Origin of the sequence: Brevibacterium aurantiacum, from assembly GCF_900169065.1 — a bacterium.
GTDB classification, from domain to species: domain Bacteria; phylum Actinomycetota; class Actinomycetes; order Actinomycetales; family Brevibacteriaceae; genus Brevibacterium; species Brevibacterium aurantiacum.
The window spans coordinates 1-15639 of record NZ_FXZB01000003.1; the positions used below are offsets into that span (position 1 = coordinate 1).

The following is a 15639-nucleotide window of genomic DNA, read 5'->3' on the forward strand; positions in this document are numbered from 1 at the left end:
ACGGCCCGAAATGCTCGCGCGGCAGGTCACGCCAGGCGATGCCAGCGCGGTAGCGGTAGACGATTCCTTCGACGATTCGCCGGTTGTTCTCAAACGGTCGGGCTCTTTTGCCGACGTTTGAGGGCAGAAGTGGTTCGATCTTCTCCCACTGCTCATCAGTGAAGACTCGGTGTCGTTGCTGTGTAGTCACGTCTCCACCGTGCCAGTCCTGGAATGGTCAATAAAGGAGACACGCCCTAGAATCCCGGTCACCTGAGGTCAACAGAGTCCTCGACGAGAAAGGCAAGTGCGCAAGCGTCACCACGGGTTCGCAAGCTGCCATTTCTCGAACCAGTACCGGTCCCCTTGGTAGTGCGACTCGGAGGGCTTGAAGCCCTTGAGATCCGAATGCTCGACCAGCCAGGCCCGCACCAGCTCGGGCACTTCATCCATCCGCTCCCGCCAATCGTCGAGCGGGAGCAGGAGCACCGCGCCGTCGTCAGATGAGAGCCGGCACGAATACGTCGGCAGCCCCTCAGTGTTCTGCGAATGCGTATAGCTGATCTGGTCGCAGCCTGTCGTGAGGTAGAAGCGAATGAACTCACCGCAGACGTCTGAGCACAGCGACTTGAAGTCCTGATACCGGGAGAGCCATTCCGGCCGGCTGTATTCGGTCATACGTTCTATTATGCATCTGTGGTGAGGTGATTGTGAATCTGCCCGCGAACTGCTCGCTGCCGGTCATGTCAATCTTCTCGCGGCCTTTGCGATGTTCTGCGCCAGATGGGGAAAGATCTTCCTGCGAAGCGGCGTAACAGCTGCCCAGTAGATTCTGCTTCGCACCCCTGACGGGTTGAACATGGCTCGCTGCCGAAACGAGCAACCCGTTGCTTGGTCCGTCATAGTGAATTCAAGCCAGATATCCCCCGCGTGTTCAATTTCTGCACGCAGCAGCACCCGAGACGTCGGTTCCATCTCCACAATCGTCCAACAGGCGATGGGGTCGCCTTCCCTCACACCAGTGAGAAAGCGAGGACCACGGCTGGGACCGGCACTCCCGAAGATACGGTCCTGCAGTCTTCTCAGCTTTGATGCCGGAGGCTGTGAATTCCACCAGCGCTCCCTACCGATGCTGGCAACGATAGTCCACAGCTGATCGGCACGAAGATCGGGAAAGACAAAGGCTCGGCCATCTTCGATCAGCTGACTCCCTGCCCAGTGCGGATCAATAGGCAGCGAGTCAGCGGCTTCGCTCAGTTCATCGATATCAGCCTCCCAGTCCGTACCGATTGCCCCTTCCGTCTCCGCTGCCCGGAAGAGCGCCAGCTCGACTGCCTGCTCGTAGGTGAGGAGCCCAGCGGCAGGAGGAGGTATGAGGGAGTCTATGGCGTGTTCGTCGGCAACCGCGTCTTCCTGCAAAGACTGCACAAGCGGCAGAGTGAGCGTCAAGGGCAGAGGAGTGACCAGCCCCACCCACAGCCCCGACAGAAGGGGTGCAGGAATCGGCAGATTGAACACGTGCCTTGGCTTGAGACCCGCGATTCGGCTGAAGGACTTCACGACCTCGGCGTAGGTCAGAACGTCACCTGATCCGATATCGAAGGACCTATTCACGCGACCCAGGACTTCAACAGCTGACACCAGGTAGTAGAGGACATCACGGATCGCCAGAGGCTCAACCCGATTCGACACCCAGTTCGGTGCAGGTATCCAACGCAATTCTGTTGCCAAATGTCGAATCATCTCGAATGATGCCGATCCCGCCCCTATGATGATCCCGGCTTGGAACACGATCGCGTCGACGGGAGCCTCGATGAATATCTGCCCAACATGCGCTCGTGAGCGCATATGCGCTGAGAGTTCACCAGAGTCAGGGTGAAGTCCCCCGAGATAGATGATCCGATTGACGTGAGCGAATTCTGCAGCGGAAGCGACACGAGAGGCGGAGCGCGTTTCACGAGACTCGAAGACGATTCCAGAATTCATCGAATGAACCAAGTAGAAGACGACGTCGACACCTGACATCGCTTCGACCAGACCGTCACCATCGTCGAGATCGACCGTGAAGATCGTCACGTCGGTCGACCACGGCATCTCGGCGAGCTTCTCGGGCGAGCGCACGGCAACACTGACTGCATGACCGGCCCGCAGGAGCCTTGGGACCAAGCGTGCGCCAACATACCCGGTTGCCCCAAGAACCAGTACTCGTCGTGGGTGCTGCACTTTCGGGATGCCGCCTTCCGGCTGAGATTCTCCAGTCACTCCGGCACGCACCGATCATGGTGAAATGGATTCACGGCATCCTCAGCAATCATATTGAGAGTGTAAGCCTCTACGTCCAATGATTCCGTTTGACTGCGCATTGAACTAGCATCAGTAGGCGATCAGCTGAAATCAAAAACTGTCCTCGGCGTGACGCGACGAAACTGCCCCGTGAGATACTTGCCATCATGCAACGTGCGACTTTGAAACGCCGAGCGGCGATGTGGCCGGCAGAGATTCTCGACCGCATCGCCGACGAGGGAACGTGGCGCACAGACGGAGCAACTTTAACGGTCCACTCCCACCGAGTTGAGGGGCTCGATCTGACTGCATCAACGCCTCTGTCCGACAACGGAGTGCCGACTGCAGCACAGCGATTTCTGGGTACTGATCCTAAACTCATCCAGCGCCTGCGTTCCGCCCCTGTTGCAGACACGGCCGCAGTTGCCAGTCTCAACATCGACGCTGAGATCCCTGGCGCACCCCTCGAGGTCCACGTGGAAATCACCATGCTCCGTCAGGACGACAATTTCACCGATGTTCTCGCAGTGATCGAGACGGTTTGTTCCCTGCCGCTCGTGGGCAAAGCGATCGAATCCGGGGCTCAGCCCCATATCAAAGACATGATCTCCGTCAGCCTCGACAGACTTTCGGATCTCTAGACCACCCCTCAAAGCACCTGCCGTCAGAATGGGGCGATCCTCCTATAAACCAGGCGGGAAGTCCTGACGGTGGAGTTCAGCACTGGAATTCGACTTACGGAGCCCCTTTCCTGCCATTCGCCTGATGCCACTGAAACCCAGCGACTAGACTGAATGAGTACGTTTCCCGGCGAGCGTCCGCGAGCTGTTCGGCAATGTCTCTCCGGCCGGGTACACCTCGGGCACGGGCTGGGCGGCAGACAACCCGATTCTCTACGCGGTGATCAGCTGCGTGGCAGTGATTGCGATCTTCTCCACCCTTGCCGTATCCCAGTACCGGAGAATCAGCAGGAGATGACCCGGGACACTATCGAATACCTGCTCTGCGATGTCAGCTCGGTGGGCCGTGCGCGTGAGGAACACCGCTGGCTGGACTCCGTTCTCTCGCCTGACGAAGTGGCGCAAGAGAGCCGTCTTCGACAGACGACGAACAAGGTTGCCTATCGGAGCGCGCATATCCTGTTCCGGCTCATGGCTGCCCGACGGCTGGGCATCGAGCCGCGAGACGCAGCAGGTCTGAGGTTCACTCGCACCTGCCGCAGCTGCGGCGGCCCCCACGGAAAACCGCAGATCGCGGGGGCGGAGCTCAGTCTGTCACGTTCGGGTGACATGGTGGCGGTCGCCTCGGCGCCTTCGCCGTCTCATATCGGCGTCGATATCGAATGCATTCCGAGCGAAGTCTTCGCGGGATTCGACGATTATGCGCTGGAACCAGGCGAATCCCTGTCCCCCGGTGCGAACACCACCCGCAGACGCATCGAGCTCTGGGCAGCCAAGGAAGCTGCGCTGAAGGCAACCGGTGACGGTCTGAGTGTGGAACCCAGCGATCTCGAGGTCGTTCGAACCGACTGTGCTCCGAGCTCGGAGTACTGGGCGGCATCGATCAGAGCTGCCGTACATCCCGAACTCAACCGGCTGAGTCTGGCGATCATCCCCTGTCCACCATCTCATGCAGCCGCGTTGAGCTGTGCCGACCGTCTGCCTCTCATCTCAACAGATCTGTCGGAACTTCTCATCGGCTGACGACGATGTGTGCCACCCTGCTTTCCGACTGCACGGAAGACTACAGCGAAATCGTGCGTTCCTGCTCGCATGAATCACTTCTCACAGTGTGCTTGCGACTGTGTCCGAGACTGTGACCGTGTGCGCTATGGAGTGCCGCTGAGCATAGCGGCGACTAGGCCGAGCACCGCGATGACGGCCAAAGCAATGACGAGGACGCGTTTGAGCATACTCCCCATTCTACGTGGGATGTCTGGGTCGTGTCTTCGTCTCGGATCACCGGTCGGTCGACTCCAGTGTGCCGCGGCGATTGCGTTTGATGTGTCCCAGCCGAATGGCTTCGCGAACCGACGAGCGGAAACGTCCGGGGCCCCACTGACGGGCACCGATAGCGCGATAGAGCTTAGTCTCGGAGACCGGCTGCAAGTCGCGGACATAGTCGATGATACCCTGCACCTCATTGGCCGAGACTTCCGATGGGACGTCGCGCGAGGAGACTGAAGGCCACGGGGCATAACCTCCGGCCGATCCCGGCCCCGGGCGCAGCCGGTCGCGTTTCCTCGTCTGCCGATCCCCTACCGCTGTCGTCGGCTCCACGCTGCCGTCGGCACCCATGCCTTGGCTGGCACCCGCCTCGGCGGTCTTCTTCGCTTCGACCGCCCCTTTGGTCTCATCGGCATCATCGGCGGTGAGGGGGCGGGCGATGTCCTCGAGGTTGGCACCTTCGGCCCTGACGCCGAGGAAGATCTCCGCGATGCCACCCAATGCCATGACTCCGGCACCGATGCAGAAGGCCATGGCGACCAGGGAGCGGTTGCCGGATTCGATCATCTCGCCGAAGAGCAACGGTCCGGCGATGCCGCCGACGGCGGTGCCGATGGCGTAGAAGAATGCGATCGCCAGTGCCCGGGTCTCCATCGGGAAGATCTCACTAACCGTGAGATATGCAGCGCTGGCACCCGATGAGGCAAGGAAGAAGCAGGCGGCGAGGATGATCAGGAAGAGCCAGGCGTTGCCGATGCCAGCGTTGAAGACGAACGCAAGGACGACTGCTACGACAGCCGAACCTATGTAGCTGAACGAGATCATCGGCTTGCGACCGATCGTATCGAAGAGCCTGCCGAGGACGACCGGTCCGGCGAAGTTGCTCAGCGACCACAGGATGATGAAGATCGGCACAGTCCCGGCAGCTACGCCGTAGAACCCGTGAAAGATCGTACCCAGGTTAAAGGTGATTCCGTTGTAGAGGAACGCCTGGCCGACGAAGAGCACGAGACAGAGGACCGCACGCTTCGGGTAGACCTTGAAAGCGACCTTCGCGAGTTCGGCGAAGGAGATCGTCTTGCGCTGTCGGATCGTGATGGTCCGATCCGGTTCGGGCAACTTCTGACGTGTCGTCTCCTCGATGTCGGACTCGATGCCTTCGACGATGCGTTCGGCTTCGTCCTGCTGCCCGTGGATGAACAGCCAGCGCGGGCTTTCGGGCACGTTCTTGCGGACGACGAAGACGAAGATCGACAGCAGCGCACCGACAGCGAAAGCCAGTCGCCAACCGATCATCTGCGGCAGGATGTCAGTGTTGAGGAAGAACAGCGTCGTCGCCGCCCCTCCCGCAGCACCGAGCCAGTAGGAGCCGTTGATGATGAGGTCGATACGACCGCGCACTCGTGCGGGGATGAGTTCATCGATCGCCGAATTCACGGCCGCGTATTCGCCGCCAATTCCGGCTCCAGTGAGGAAACGGACCAGGAAGAAGTACCAGGGCGAGAAGGAGAACGCGGTGGCCACAGTGGCGACGAGATAGAGGATGAGGGTAATGAGGAATAGCTTTCGACGCCCGAACCTGTCGGTGAGCTGGCCGAAGACAATCGCACCGACACAGGCTCCGAGGACATAGATCGCTCCCGCGGTGCCGATCTGACCGGCAGTCATTGAGATTCCGCTGCCGTCCTCGGTCATCCGGGCGGCGACATTGCCGACCATGGTGACTTCGAGACCGTCTAGGATCCACACGCTGCCCAGGCCGACAACGACCATCCAGTGGAATCGCGCCCACGGGAGTCGGTCAATGCGTGCCGGAACGTCTGTGGTGATGGTTCCGAGTTCGATATCTCTGTTCACCAGACACCTCGCTGTATCGCCTCGACGACTTGCTGCTGGAAGTCTATGCACGTCAGTGTGCCAGCTACAAGAGCAAAAAGTATTGACATGGTACCCCTTCAAGGGGAGGCCGTTCAGCCAACAGCACTGTCGGCATGGCTGCGGCCGGCATCCGCGCGGCGTCGCCAGCTGAGATCTGTGTTCCTATGCAGATCGCGATTGTCCGCGCACCCTCTGAATGAGGATCGCAGCCAGAACGGCACAGAGCAGATACACCACCGCGACGGCGATCCAGCCCGCACGGAATCCACCGGCCGAGCCGATGAGCAGTCCCATGCCCAACGGTCCCAGGGCGAATCCGGTGAACATGCCTGCCGTGACCATTCCGCTGGCCGAGGCCATCGATGCCGAAGGGATCGATCGCATGAGCGCGCTCATGAGCACCACGGAGACGCCGAGCGCCGAGATTCCGTGCAAGGCGACTGCAACCCACAGAGGCCAGGCCCGACCGCTGACATCGGCAATGAAGAACAGCACTCCCCCTGCCAGTGCGATGAGCGCGAGGACGAGCAGCAGTCGCAGCCCAGAAGCACCACGGGCCATGAGCCTCGCCCAGCTCACTCGGGCGATGACGCCGATGATTCCGGCCAGGGCAGCAGTGGCACCGCCGAGCACGAGTGAGAAGTGAAGCTCACGCACGGCGAAGAGCGGCATGTAGACGTTCGTGGCCTGGACGCTGATGCCGTTGAGCAGACCGAACGCCGCCATGGCCCACACCATGCCCGGATGGCGCGGAGGTTTCGATGGGTGTGAGGGGCGCGAGGATTCCGGATCTTGCGCACCAGTGCCAGCAGCAGCCTCGGCGCTATCGGTCGTCGGCGAAGCCGCCACCGCCAACAGCGGGGTCGAGCGCAGTGAGCGCCAGGTCATCACCAGGAGGAAGATCGGGATGACGGTGATGGCCAGGGCCGCGCCCCTCCACCCCATGACTAACGCCAACGCGGGGAAGGCGAGGCTCGAGACCAGCTGGCTGACCTGGACCCCAGACTGTTTGATGCCGACCCAGCCGATCCGGCGGGAGCCGGGAACACGCTCGAGGAGAATCCGATTCGTCACACCGTTCGGGAAGGACTGGGCGACTCCGGCAAGGCCTGCGGCGACCAGCAGCAGCCCGAACCCCGCTGGCAGCGCCGCCAACACGAAGCTCGCGGCTGCGAGCAGGAAGATCGACGACATCAGCAGCAGGTCGGACCGATTGTCGGCGAGGCGGGCCAAGGTCGCACTGCCGATCGCGGCACACCCGAAGCAGACGGTGGCCAGCAGGCCGAAGTGCGCCTCAGTGATGCCCAGGTCGGAGATGATCCGATCACTCGTCGCGCTCAGCCCGTAGAGCAGCAGCGGTCCGGCACCGACGGCACCGGTGAGGACGGTCAGAAGCCCGAGACCCGGTCCCCGTTGCTCGCTCGCGTTCACCTGCCACCCTCCTCGCATCCCACTCCAGCATGTTAGGCCCTGGCGAGGTTGAAGTGGGATGAGTCCGACTGGTGGCCACGAACCATTCGAGCAAAAGGTCCGGCTGGAGCAAGTCAGACCGAGAGCTCAGACTCCACCTCGGCGGCGTCCGGATGCCGATAAGTGCCAAGAGTGCGGACTCCTGGGATCGCCAACCCATATCGGAGCCCGAGGAACTCGAACGTCCACTCGGTCACCTGCCTCGCGCTGATCGCCTCAAGCGGAACAGAATAAAAGCGGCGTCGGGTCATCAGCCGTTCCCACCCGGGAAAGATAATTGTCAGATGCCTGTTGTTGACGGTGACTGCGGTCATGCTGATTCCTTCGCTCAAGGAGGGCAGGAGGCCCTTGTCTCAGCGTATTCGCGACCAGTCTTCGTCCGCGTCCCCCTGAGGATCGACTTCCCGGTCCGCCGTGCGGCGGAGTCAGCCTTCGGCTTTTCACACGCCCCTCGGGCTGAGGCGATGGGCTCCGGGCTCAGGCGATGCGCTCTGGGCTTAGGCCACCCGTTCTGGGTACGAGTAGACATTGAAGCGGCCCCTGCGGTTGAAGCCGATGACGCTGACCCCCAGGCTCTTGCCATGGTCGACGGCGAGCGCCGAGGGTGCGCTGACGGCCGACATCATCGGGATGCCTGCCATCGCTGACTTCTGCACGAGTTCGAATGAGGCCCGGGCGGAGACCTGGAGGACTGTGCGGTTCAGCGGCAGCCCCCGATTAGCCATGGCCCAACCGATGACCTTGTCCACAGCGTTGTGGCGGCCGACGTCTTCGCGTCCGATGAGGAGTTCGGGTTCAGCAGCAGGGTCGTCGCCGACGGCGAAGAGCGCGGCGGCGTGGACTCCCCCGGTCTTGTCGAAGACTTCCTGCTGGGTGCGCAGACGATCCGGCAGCTCACCGATCCGGGCGGCCGAGAGCAGCTGCGGGAATCGGAACTCCTCGTCGAGGTCGACCGGGAACGACGCCGGGATCAGAGGATAGGCGGAGGTCTTCGTCACCGCGTCGATCGCCGCGGTTCCACAGATCCCACACGAGGACGAGGTGTAGACGGATCGGGCGGGGGCCGCCTCGGCGCTCCAGATTCCGGGTCGCAGGCGCACTTTGGCGACGTTGTAGTTCCGGGACCCGTCGGGGGCGAGCCCGGCGGAGAAGTCGATCTCTTCGATGTCGTCCATCGAGGTGATGACCGCCTCGGACAGCAGATAGCCGGCGATGAGCTCGACGTCATTGCCGGGTGTGCGCATCGTGACGGAGAACTGCTCGCCGTTGAGTTGAATCTCCAGCGGCTCCTCGCCGGCTAAGGAGTCCGGCCCCGCGGAGATCTCACCGGTGGCGTCGAATTTATGGACCCGGGCACGGACGGCTCTGCGCTGCACCATGCCGATCAGACCCGTGGTCCGTGGTCGGTGGTGTCCTCGATCGAGGTCTGGATGTGTTCGAGGAGGTCGTCGATGACGGTGATGCCGTCCTTGACCCCGCCCTTCGACCCGGGGAAGTTGATGACGAAGCTGCGGCCACGTACCCCGGCGACCCCACGGCTCATCACCGCCGAGGTGGTCGATTCGAGTCCTTTGCGCCACATCGCGTACACGAGTCCCGGGGACTGTCGTTCGAGGAGTTCGGCGGTGAATTCCGGGGTGCGGTCATCGGGGGCCAGACCTGTGCCGCCGCTGGTGACGATGATGCGAGGGCGTTCGTCTTCCGGGGTGTCGATGAGGAGGGCGCGCAAGGCTTGGCCGACGGGTTCGCCGTCGCGGACGACGATGGCATCGGGCGTCTCATAGCCGCGCGTGCGCAGCCAGTCGACGAGGATCGGGCCGGTCGTATCGGCCGCCTCTCCCCTGGCCGCCGAGGTGGAGGCGATGATGACGGCAGCAGACCGACCCGCGCCGAGGAGGTCATCGGCCTGGGATGTCGCCTGGGCTTGTGCTGCCCCATTCGTTTCACTGCTCACGATGCCATCGTACGTCGGACAGGAAGGTAGCTGCATAGCGGTGACTTAGGTCAACGGTCTTTAACTGGCCCTTGAATTGCTCAGCGACTTGATGTCAGTCATCGTGCATATGATCTGCGTATGCCATCAGACTCTAATGAAGCATTCGGTGATGAAGACGATCACCTCCTAGCCGGCACGAACTTCCTCAGACGAATTGGTCACAATATTGACAAGACCTTGACCGCCTCAGCAGGACTGGACGAGGACGGCCACCCACAGGTGCTTGTGATCGGGTTCAACAATATCCAGCTAGTCAACGAGAAGGGGAAAGTTGTCCTGGACGTGGGAAGCCGAAATATCCGTGCGCTACGGTCGGTAAACACGGGCGGTCTTCAACTGTGCACCACAACCAATGTCGCAACGGAGAACTTCCGGACCAGGTGGCCCCACTACATATCCGTGGAAGATGCGCAGTACCTCGAAAACCTCTGGCTCGACCTCTTCCCCCTCAATCATGCTGGACCACAACTGAACTCACTTCCATGGCGAGAAGAGGAGTACGCATACTATGTGGGCCGCGTCGTAACGGAGGCCGCCAAGTGCGACGTCGCACTCGCTGGGTTGGCGACGACGGCGTACCTCATCCTCGGCCGTTCGCCGGAAAAGATACACGGGCAAAGCGGAAAGGCACTAAAGGATAAGCTCACCGAGATCGGCGAGCACTGCAAGAGCCCGATTTTCAGCAAGCTCGGGGAAAGATACTACGCTTGGTACGACAAGCGGAATTTTGCCACTCATGGCATCAGAGGCACTGGAGCCGACGGCCATCCGACCGGTCAGGTCTTCAAACACAAAAAAGGAACGCAGCCCTCGGAGGTGTACACCGAGGTCGACGACCAAGATTTTCAGCAGCTCGCATTGATATGGCGGGCCTTCTACGACCTCAATCACGACGCGTTCGAAATCAGCTTTCACCTTGGCTTCTACAACTCGCATACTGAATCAGGAACGCCAGAAGAGTTCATTGGACGGACTCCCTTGTCCTCCACAGGAACTCCTGACAGCCAGATGCCATGGCAATGATATTCACGTCTGCGACTGCCTCGTTCTTACAACTCTTTCCTATCGGTGGCTAGGTGATGACCTCAGCACATACCCAGTAAAGTAGAGACACCCCGCAGGGAGGAGGCGCGATGGAGGATCTGTCGCTGAGCACGCTGGTCTGGCTGCGCATGGTGCGCTTCGTCGAGAACAGCAATCAGCTGTCCAATGACCATCTGCGGCAGTTCGATCTCACCCTGGCCCAATTCGAAGCGCTGGCCCATATCCGCAATTTTCAGCCGATCACGCAGACCGACCTGGCCCGTGGTCTCACCGTCACGGGAGGTGGCATCTCCAGAATGCTCTCCCGTCTCGAATCCGAGGGGCTCATCTCGAGGCAGCAGGATTGGAAGACCAAGCACATCTCGCTGACCGACAAGGGCACCGAGCTCCTCGAGCGGGCCTATCCTTCCCAGCTTGAGCAGCAGGCTTCACTCTTCGACGAGGTCCTCGATGAGGACGAGAAGACGCAGCTGCATGCGCTGATGAAGAAGCTCTACGAGCACAGCATCACCCGTCGCGAGGACGATTCGCAGTCCTAGGGAATATTTCTCCGGCACTATCAGTTGACATGGCAAATGACATTTCACTGAGGAGAGAAATTGAGCGAAACCACCGGCCAGACTGCACCTCCTGAGCAGACAGCGCCCACTGAGCAGGCCCAAGCCACGAACATGATGGATCACCTCGGATTCACCTCCGGTCAGGGACTGCAGTTCGGGATGTACAGCCTCGGCGATCATCTGCCGAATCCGGCCGACGGGTCCAGGGTGGACGCCGGCGAGCGCATCCGCGAATTCATCGGCTACGCCCAGGCGGCCGAGGATGCCGGCTTCGATTTCTTCAGCGTCGGTGAGAGCCATCAGGAGTACTTCGCCTCGCAGGCCCATGCCGTCATCCTCGGCGCGATCGCCCAGGCCACAAGCACGATTCGCATCGGCAGTACCTCGACGATCCTGAGCACCTCGGATCCGGTGCGCGTGTTCGAGAACTTCTCCACCATCGATCACATCTCAAACGGTCGCGCCGAACTCGTCGCCGGCCGCGCCTCCCGGATCGGCCTGTTCGAACTCCTCGGCTACGACCTGCGTGACTACGAAGAGCTGTTCGAGGAGAAGTTCGAGCTGCTGGGCCGGATCAATCGGGAGCAGCGGGTGACCTGGAGCGGGAAGTTCCGCGCCCCGCTCAACAGCGCCGAGGTGCTCCCCCGTCCCGCACAGGACCCGCTGCCGATCTGGCGGGCCGTGGGCGGCGCCCCGACAAGTGCGATCAAGGCGGGCCTGGCCGGAGTGCCCATGGTCATGGCCCACCTGGGCGGGACCACCTCGTCGTTCAAGCCGACGGTCGATGCCTACCGGGAAGCGGCACGTCACCGGGGCTTCGATCCCGCCACCCTGCCGATCGCGAACGCCGGATTCCTCCATGTCGCCGAAACCTCGCAGGAGGCGCTGCGCGGGCTCTACCCGCACATCAATGAGGGGATGAAGCGCTCGAATGGGCAGGGCATGCCCAAACAGCTCTTCGCCCAGGCCGTTGACCCGCACAGCATCGTCAACCTCGGCAGCCCGCAGCAGATCGTGGAGAAGGTCCTGCACCAGCACGAGGTCTTCGGTCATCAGCGCTACCTCGGTCAGATCGACTTCGGCGGCATGCCCTACGAGAAGGTGATGAAGCAGATCGAGATCCTCGGCTCTGAGGTCATTCCCGCCGTGAAGAAGTACACGGTCTCGTCGACTCCCCAGGCCACCTCGGCGATGAATGCGAACACAGCCGAGGAGGTTGCCCGATGAAGCTCGTCGCTCTATCCGGTTCGAACGTAGGCACGAAGACGCGCACGGTCATGGAACACCTCACCCAGACGGTGATGGTCCAGGACCCAAACGTCGAGGCCACACTCATCGACCTCGCCGAGGTCGACATGGTCTTCAGCGACGGCCGCAACTTCACCGAATACACCGGCGATACCGGTCGCGTGACCCGGGCTCTCATGGACGCTGATGTGATCATCATCGGCACCCCGATCTTCCAAGCCTCGATACCGGCGACTTTGAAGAACATCTTCGACCTGCTGCCGGTCAATGCCTTCCGGGACAAGGTCGTGGCCATGGTCGCGACCGCGGGTTCGGCCAAGCACTATATGGTTCCCCAACAGCAGCTGCAGCCGATCTTGACCTATATGAAGGCGCAGGTCGTCCAGCCCTATGTGTTCATCGAGGAGAAGGACCTGCTGCGGGGCCAGATCGTCAACAACGATGTCATCGCGCGCCTCGACCGGCTCGTCGAGGACACTCTCGTGCTCACGCAGACCTATGCCTCGATCCGGGAGGCCAAGGACGCCGCCTACGGGTTCTGAGCGCTCGCGATTGTCCCAGACGACAAGTGAGGCTGTTGCCAGGGTTCTGCCAAACGCGGCGAATACTCTGTAGTTGCAATTTCAACCAACTTTGGAGATCGCTGTGTACGCCACGACTGGATTCCCGACCATCGCCCGCGACATCATCACCGTCTTCGCCCGGATCACCCTCGGCGTCATCTTCATTGCCCACGGCTGGCAGAAGTTCAATGAGTGGACCGTCTCGGGTACCTCGCAGTCCTTCGCTCAGATGGGTGTGCCGCTGCCAGACATTGCGGCACCGTTCGCGACCTTCGTCGAGCTCATCGGCGGAGCGCTGCTCATCCTCGGCGCTCTGACTCCCATCGTCGGCATCCTGCTGGCCGCCAACCTCATCGGCGCATTGGTCATCGTCCACCTCACCCCTGTGCCGTTCGTCGATCAGGGCGGCTGGGAACTTGTCGCCGCTCTGGCCGCAGGCGCTCTGCTGCTGGCTGCCACGGGTCCGGGCCGCTTCAGCGTCGACCGGTTCCTATTCAAGGGGAAGACGGCTGCGCTTCGAAGCGACGTCGATACTCCGACGGCGTGACATTGAACGCGGCAGCGAAGTTCTGCCGCAGCGTGACCACGCTGCCGAAGCCGCAATTCACGGCGATCTGATCGATCGACAGGCTCGTAGCCTCCAGTGCCCGCCTGGCCTCATCGAGGCGGCGCATCCGCACCCATGAAGCAGGTGTCGCCCCAGTCGATGCCCGAAAGGTGCGGATGAAGGTCCGCAGGCTCATATGTGCGACCTCGGCCAATCTCTCGACCGACAGGTCTTCGTCCAGGTGGTACGCCGCCCAATCGAGCACCGCCGAGATCGAATCATCATCGGCACGCTCAGGCAATGGTCGCTGGATGTACTGCGCCTGCCCACCGTCGCGATGCGGAGCAATGACCAGACTGCGCGCCACCTGGTTGGCCGCGGCGGCACCCAGTCGAGTCCGGACCATGTGCAGACAGGCATCCAGCGCCGAGGCGGTGCCAGCCGAGGTGATGACATCGCCGTGATCGATGTAGAGAACCGAATCATCGATCTCCAGATCCGGATGCCGAGCCGTGAGCTGGTCGAACCCTTGCCAGTGCGTCACCGCCTTGCGGCCGGCGAGCAGACCAGCATCCGCGATGGGGAACGTGCCCAGGCACAGTCCGGCAATGGAAGCACCCCGGTCATGGCTGGCAACCAGCAGCTCTCGCAGGGGTTGCCCAGCCGGGCGACCATCGTCGTACCAGGACGGGACCACGACCACCTCGGCGCCGGATGCCGCTTCCGGCCCACTCACCCCGGTGATCTGGTATCCCTCCGCCGTCGTGATCGGCTCGGCGTCGTCGGAGAACAGAATCGTCTCCCACGTGGCGAGGCCTTGGCGGGCAACCTCATCGAAGACCATCTGCGGCACGGACAGGTGGAACATGGTGATGCCGGTGAAGGCGTAGATGGCGATGCGCACGGCAGGCTCCTCCCGATGACTGCTTACTGATTGGCTGGAATCAGTTTGGCGTAATTCCATCGTAGATGAGCATTTATGCTGCTGGCAGCCCTCGGTCGGCTCTTGCACACTGGAGATGTGCCGCGGATTCGCGCCACTTCTTCACTCATCACAACTTTGGAGCTTCGCTATGCCTACCGCGCGCCGTGCCCTTGTCCTCGTCGATGTGCAGCAGCAGTACTTCGACGGCCCGCTGGAGATCCAGTACCCGAGCCATGACCAGTCACTGCCGAAGATCACTGCGGCCATCGACGCCGCGGTTGCCGCGGACATCCCCGTCGCCGTCATTCAGCACACCATGGGCACTGAGTCGCCCGTGTTCAATCCGAACGAGCCCGGTTTCGCACTCCACCCCGAGGTCGCACAGCGCCAGACTGATTCCTGGAAGTCAGTGGTCAAGGAGTACGGCTCCGTCTATGCCGACACCGACCTGGAATCATGGCTGCGCGAGAAAGACGTCGACACCGTGACGCTGGTCGGGTACATGACGAACAACTGCATCCTCTCCTCAGCGGCGAGTGCCGAGGTGCTTGGCTTCACCACGGAAGTGCTCTCGGACGCGACCGGTGCTATCAACATCGCCAATGATGCCGGCTTCGCCGATGCCAAGACCGTGCATACAACCCTGATGGCGGTTCTGCATTCGAACTGGGCCGCCGTGGCGACGACTGATGCCTGGAGCCAAGCGCTCAGTGCTCAGGAGCCTCTGCCGAAGGGAGACCTGGGCAGCTCGGCCGTCACCGGTGCGCAGAAGGCAGGGCAGAGCTGAGCTATGACTGCAGGCGGCTCAGCAGGTCCTTGACGCGTTCGCTGATGTCATCGCGGACCAAACGCATGCGCTCGATTCCGTCAATGCCGCGCTCAGAAGGTTCGTCGGTGTCCCAGGTCTCGAGCCTGGTTCCGTCGGGCGCGTGCACTTTCGCTTCTCGCCCCAAGGTGACGACGACATCGGCTGCTTCCAGATCGGCTGGGGTGACCGGCTTCGGGCTTCCTTCGCTGATGTCGATGCCCAATTCGGCCAGAGAATCCACCGAAAGCTGATTGAGCGAGGTGCCGGGCTTGGTGCCGCCGGAGGCGACATCGACCGAGTCGCCGGCGATGTTGTTCATGAGGCCGGCGGCCATCTGTGATTTTCCGCCGTTCTTCACACAGACGAAGAGGACGTGAGGTGGTGTTTTCATC

The 15639-nt window shown here is 61.7% G+C and carries 18 protein-coding genes; 8 read left to right on the plus strand and 10 right to left on the minus strand.

Annotated features, from left to right (window positions below; genetic code table 11):
- From BAUR9175_RS02625 to BAUR9175_RS02635, 3 genes are all read right to left on the minus strand, one after another.
- A partial coding sequence (locus BAUR9175_RS02625) for a transposase (protein ID WP_135810593.1) occupies window positions 1-190 on the minus strand: 190 nt, incomplete at its 3' end.
- A 107-nt stretch (window positions 191-297) separates the two neighbouring features.
- Entirely contained in the window at window positions 298-657 is a 360-nt protein-coding gene (locus tag BAUR9175_RS02630) for a hypothetical protein (RefSeq protein ID WP_069600789.1), read from the minus strand.
- Between the two features lie 63 nt (window positions 658-720).
- Window positions 721-2253 carry a DUF2867 domain-containing protein gene (locus BAUR9175_RS02635; protein ID WP_307722853.1) on the minus strand — a complete coding sequence of 511 codons (1533 nt, stop codon included), beginning with the start codon at window positions 2251-2253 and terminating at the stop codon, window positions 721-723.
- 176 nt (window positions 2254-2429) lie between these two features.
- On the opposite strand from BAUR9175_RS02635, the gene BAUR9175_RS02640 reads away from it, so the two are divergent.
- On the plus strand, window positions 2430-2903 hold the full coding sequence (locus BAUR9175_RS02640; RefSeq protein WP_083248826.1) for a DUF2505 family protein: 474 nt from the start codon (window positions 2430-2432) through the stop codon (window positions 2901-2903).
- A gap of 333 nt (window positions 2904-3236) precedes the next feature.
- Complete coding sequence (locus tag BAUR9175_RS02650; RefSeq protein ID WP_101582896.1) at window positions 3237-3965, plus strand: 4'-phosphopantetheinyl transferase family protein; 729 nt, start codon at window positions 3237-3239, stop codon at window positions 3963-3965.
- A gap of 255 nt (window positions 3966-4220) precedes the next feature.
- On the opposite strand, the gene BAUR9175_RS02655 is transcribed toward BAUR9175_RS02650, so the two are convergent.
- The 5 genes from BAUR9175_RS02655 to BAUR9175_RS02675 all read right to left on the minus strand — a co-directional run bounded on the left by BAUR9175_RS02655 (window position 4221) and on the right by BAUR9175_RS02675 (window position 9510).
- Window positions 4221-6065, minus strand: a complete 1845-nt coding sequence (locus BAUR9175_RS02655; RefSeq protein ID WP_241211294.1) for an MFS transporter — start codon at window positions 6063-6065, stop codon at window positions 4221-4223.
- A 183-nt stretch (window positions 6066-6248) separates the two neighbouring features.
- A complete protein-coding gene (locus BAUR9175_RS02660) occupies window positions 6249-7517 on the minus strand; it encodes an MFS transporter (protein WP_101582898.1) in 1269 nt (422 codons plus the stop codon).
- Window positions 7518-7630: 113 nt separating this feature from the next.
- Entirely contained in the window at window positions 7631-7870 is a 240-nt protein-coding gene (locus BAUR9175_RS02665; RefSeq protein WP_101582899.1) for a hypothetical protein, read from the minus strand.
- 183 nt (window positions 7871-8053) lie between these two features.
- Window positions 8054-8935: a formate dehydrogenase accessory sulfurtransferase FdhD gene (gene fdhD / locus BAUR9175_RS02670; protein ID WP_101582901.1), complete on the minus strand. Its 882-nt coding sequence runs from the start codon at window positions 8933-8935 to the stop codon at window positions 8054-8056.
- 5 nt (window positions 8936-8940) lie between these two features.
- Window positions 8941-9510 carry a MogA/MoaB family molybdenum cofactor biosynthesis protein gene (locus BAUR9175_RS02675; protein WP_101582903.1) on the minus strand — a complete coding sequence of 190 codons (570 nt, stop codon included), beginning with the start codon at window positions 9508-9510 and terminating at the stop codon, window positions 8941-8943.
- Window positions 9511-9630: 120 nt separating this feature from the next.
- Between BAUR9175_RS02675 and BAUR9175_RS02680 the strand changes: the two genes are divergently transcribed.
- The 5 genes from BAUR9175_RS02680 to BAUR9175_RS02700 all read left to right on the plus strand — a co-directional run bounded on the left by BAUR9175_RS02680 (window position 9631) and on the right by BAUR9175_RS02700 (window position 13514).
- Window positions 9631-10575 (plus strand): hypothetical protein, encoded by a 945-nt coding sequence (locus BAUR9175_RS02680; protein ID WP_069600795.1) that lies wholly within the window; start codon window positions 9631-9633, stop codon window positions 10573-10575.
- 110 nt (window positions 10576-10685) lie between these two features.
- Window positions 10686-11135: a MarR family winged helix-turn-helix transcriptional regulator gene (locus BAUR9175_RS02685; RefSeq protein ID WP_009884884.1), complete on the plus strand. Its 450-nt coding sequence runs from the start codon at window positions 10686-10688 to the stop codon at window positions 11133-11135.
- A 60-nt stretch (window positions 11136-11195) separates the two neighbouring features.
- Window positions 11196-12383: an LLM class flavin-dependent oxidoreductase gene (locus BAUR9175_RS02690; RefSeq protein WP_009884883.1), complete on the plus strand. Its 1188-nt coding sequence runs from the start codon at window positions 11196-11198 to the stop codon at window positions 12381-12383.
- Window positions 12380-12946: an NADPH-dependent FMN reductase gene (locus tag BAUR9175_RS02695; RefSeq protein ID WP_009884882.1), complete on the plus strand. Its 567-nt coding sequence runs from the start codon at window positions 12380-12382 to the stop codon at window positions 12944-12946. Before BAUR9175_RS02690 ends, BAUR9175_RS02695 begins: the two co-directional genes overlap by 4 nt.
- Before the next feature lie 103 nt (window positions 12947-13049).
- Window positions 13050-13514 (plus strand): DoxX family protein, encoded by a 465-nt coding sequence (locus tag BAUR9175_RS02700; protein WP_009884881.1) that lies wholly within the window; start codon window positions 13050-13052, stop codon window positions 13512-13514.
- Here the strand turns inward: BAUR9175_RS02700 and BAUR9175_RS02705 are convergent.
- Window positions 13462-14418: a GlxA family transcriptional regulator gene (locus BAUR9175_RS02705; protein WP_009884880.1), complete on the minus strand. Its 957-nt coding sequence runs from the start codon at window positions 14416-14418 to the stop codon at window positions 13462-13464. The genes BAUR9175_RS02700 and BAUR9175_RS02705 overlap by 53 nt on opposite strands.
- A 169-nt stretch (window positions 14419-14587) precedes the next feature.
- On the opposite strand from BAUR9175_RS02705, the gene BAUR9175_RS02710 reads away from it, so the two are divergent.
- On the plus strand, window positions 14588-15226 hold the full coding sequence (locus tag BAUR9175_RS02710) for an isochorismatase family protein (RefSeq protein ID WP_096162962.1): 639 nt from the start codon (window positions 14588-14590) through the stop codon (window positions 15224-15226).
- Between the two features lies 1 nt (window position 15227).
- Here the strand turns inward: BAUR9175_RS02710 and BAUR9175_RS02715 are convergent, their stop codons facing one another.
- The gene (locus BAUR9175_RS02715) at window positions 15228-15638 is read right to left on the minus strand and encodes an arsenate-mycothiol transferase ArsC (protein ID WP_083248953.1); all 411 of its coding nucleotides are present in this window, start codon (window positions 15636-15638) and stop codon (window positions 15228-15230) included.
- Window position 15639: the final 1 nt, after the last annotated feature.

Bases quoted from the DNA above. Each gene is read 5' to 3' on its own strand.
- BAUR9175_RS02640 (WP_083248826.1), top strand. From the start codon at position 2,430: ATGCAACGTGCGACTTTGAAACGCCGAGCGGCGATGTGGCCGGCAGAG.
- BAUR9175_RS02695 (WP_009884882.1), top strand. From the start codon at position 12,380: ATGAAGCTCGTCGCTCTATCCGGTTCGAACGTAGGCACGAAGACGCGC.
- BAUR9175_RS02630 (WP_069600789.1), bottom strand. From the start codon at position 657: ATGACCGAATACAGCCGGCCGGAATGGCTCTCCCGGTATCAGGACTTC.
- BAUR9175_RS02680 (WP_069600795.1), top strand. From the start codon at position 9,631: ATGCCATCAGACTCTAATGAAGCATTCGGTGATGAAGACGATCACCTC.
- BAUR9175_RS02685 (WP_009884884.1), top strand. From the start codon at position 10,686: ATGGAGGATCTGTCGCTGAGCACGCTGGTCTGGCTGCGCATGGTGCGC.
- BAUR9175_RS02715 (WP_083248953.1), bottom strand. From the start codon at position 15,638: ATGAAAACACCACCTCACGTCCTCTTCGTCTGTGTGAAGAACGGCGGA.
- BAUR9175_RS02710 (WP_096162962.1), top strand. From the start codon at position 14,588: ATGCCTACCGCGCGCCGTGCCCTTGTCCTCGTCGATGTGCAGCAGCAG.
- fdhD (WP_101582901.1), bottom strand. From the start codon at position 8,935: ATGGTGCAGCGCAGAGCCGTCCGTGCCCGGGTCCATAAATTCGACGCC.
- BAUR9175_RS02665 (WP_101582899.1), bottom strand. From the start codon at position 7,870: ATGACCGCAGTCACCGTCAACAACAGGCATCTGACAATTATCTTTCCC.
- BAUR9175_RS02650 (WP_101582896.1), top strand. From the start codon at position 3,237: ATGACCCGGGACACTATCGAATACCTGCTCTGCGATGTCAGCTCGGTG.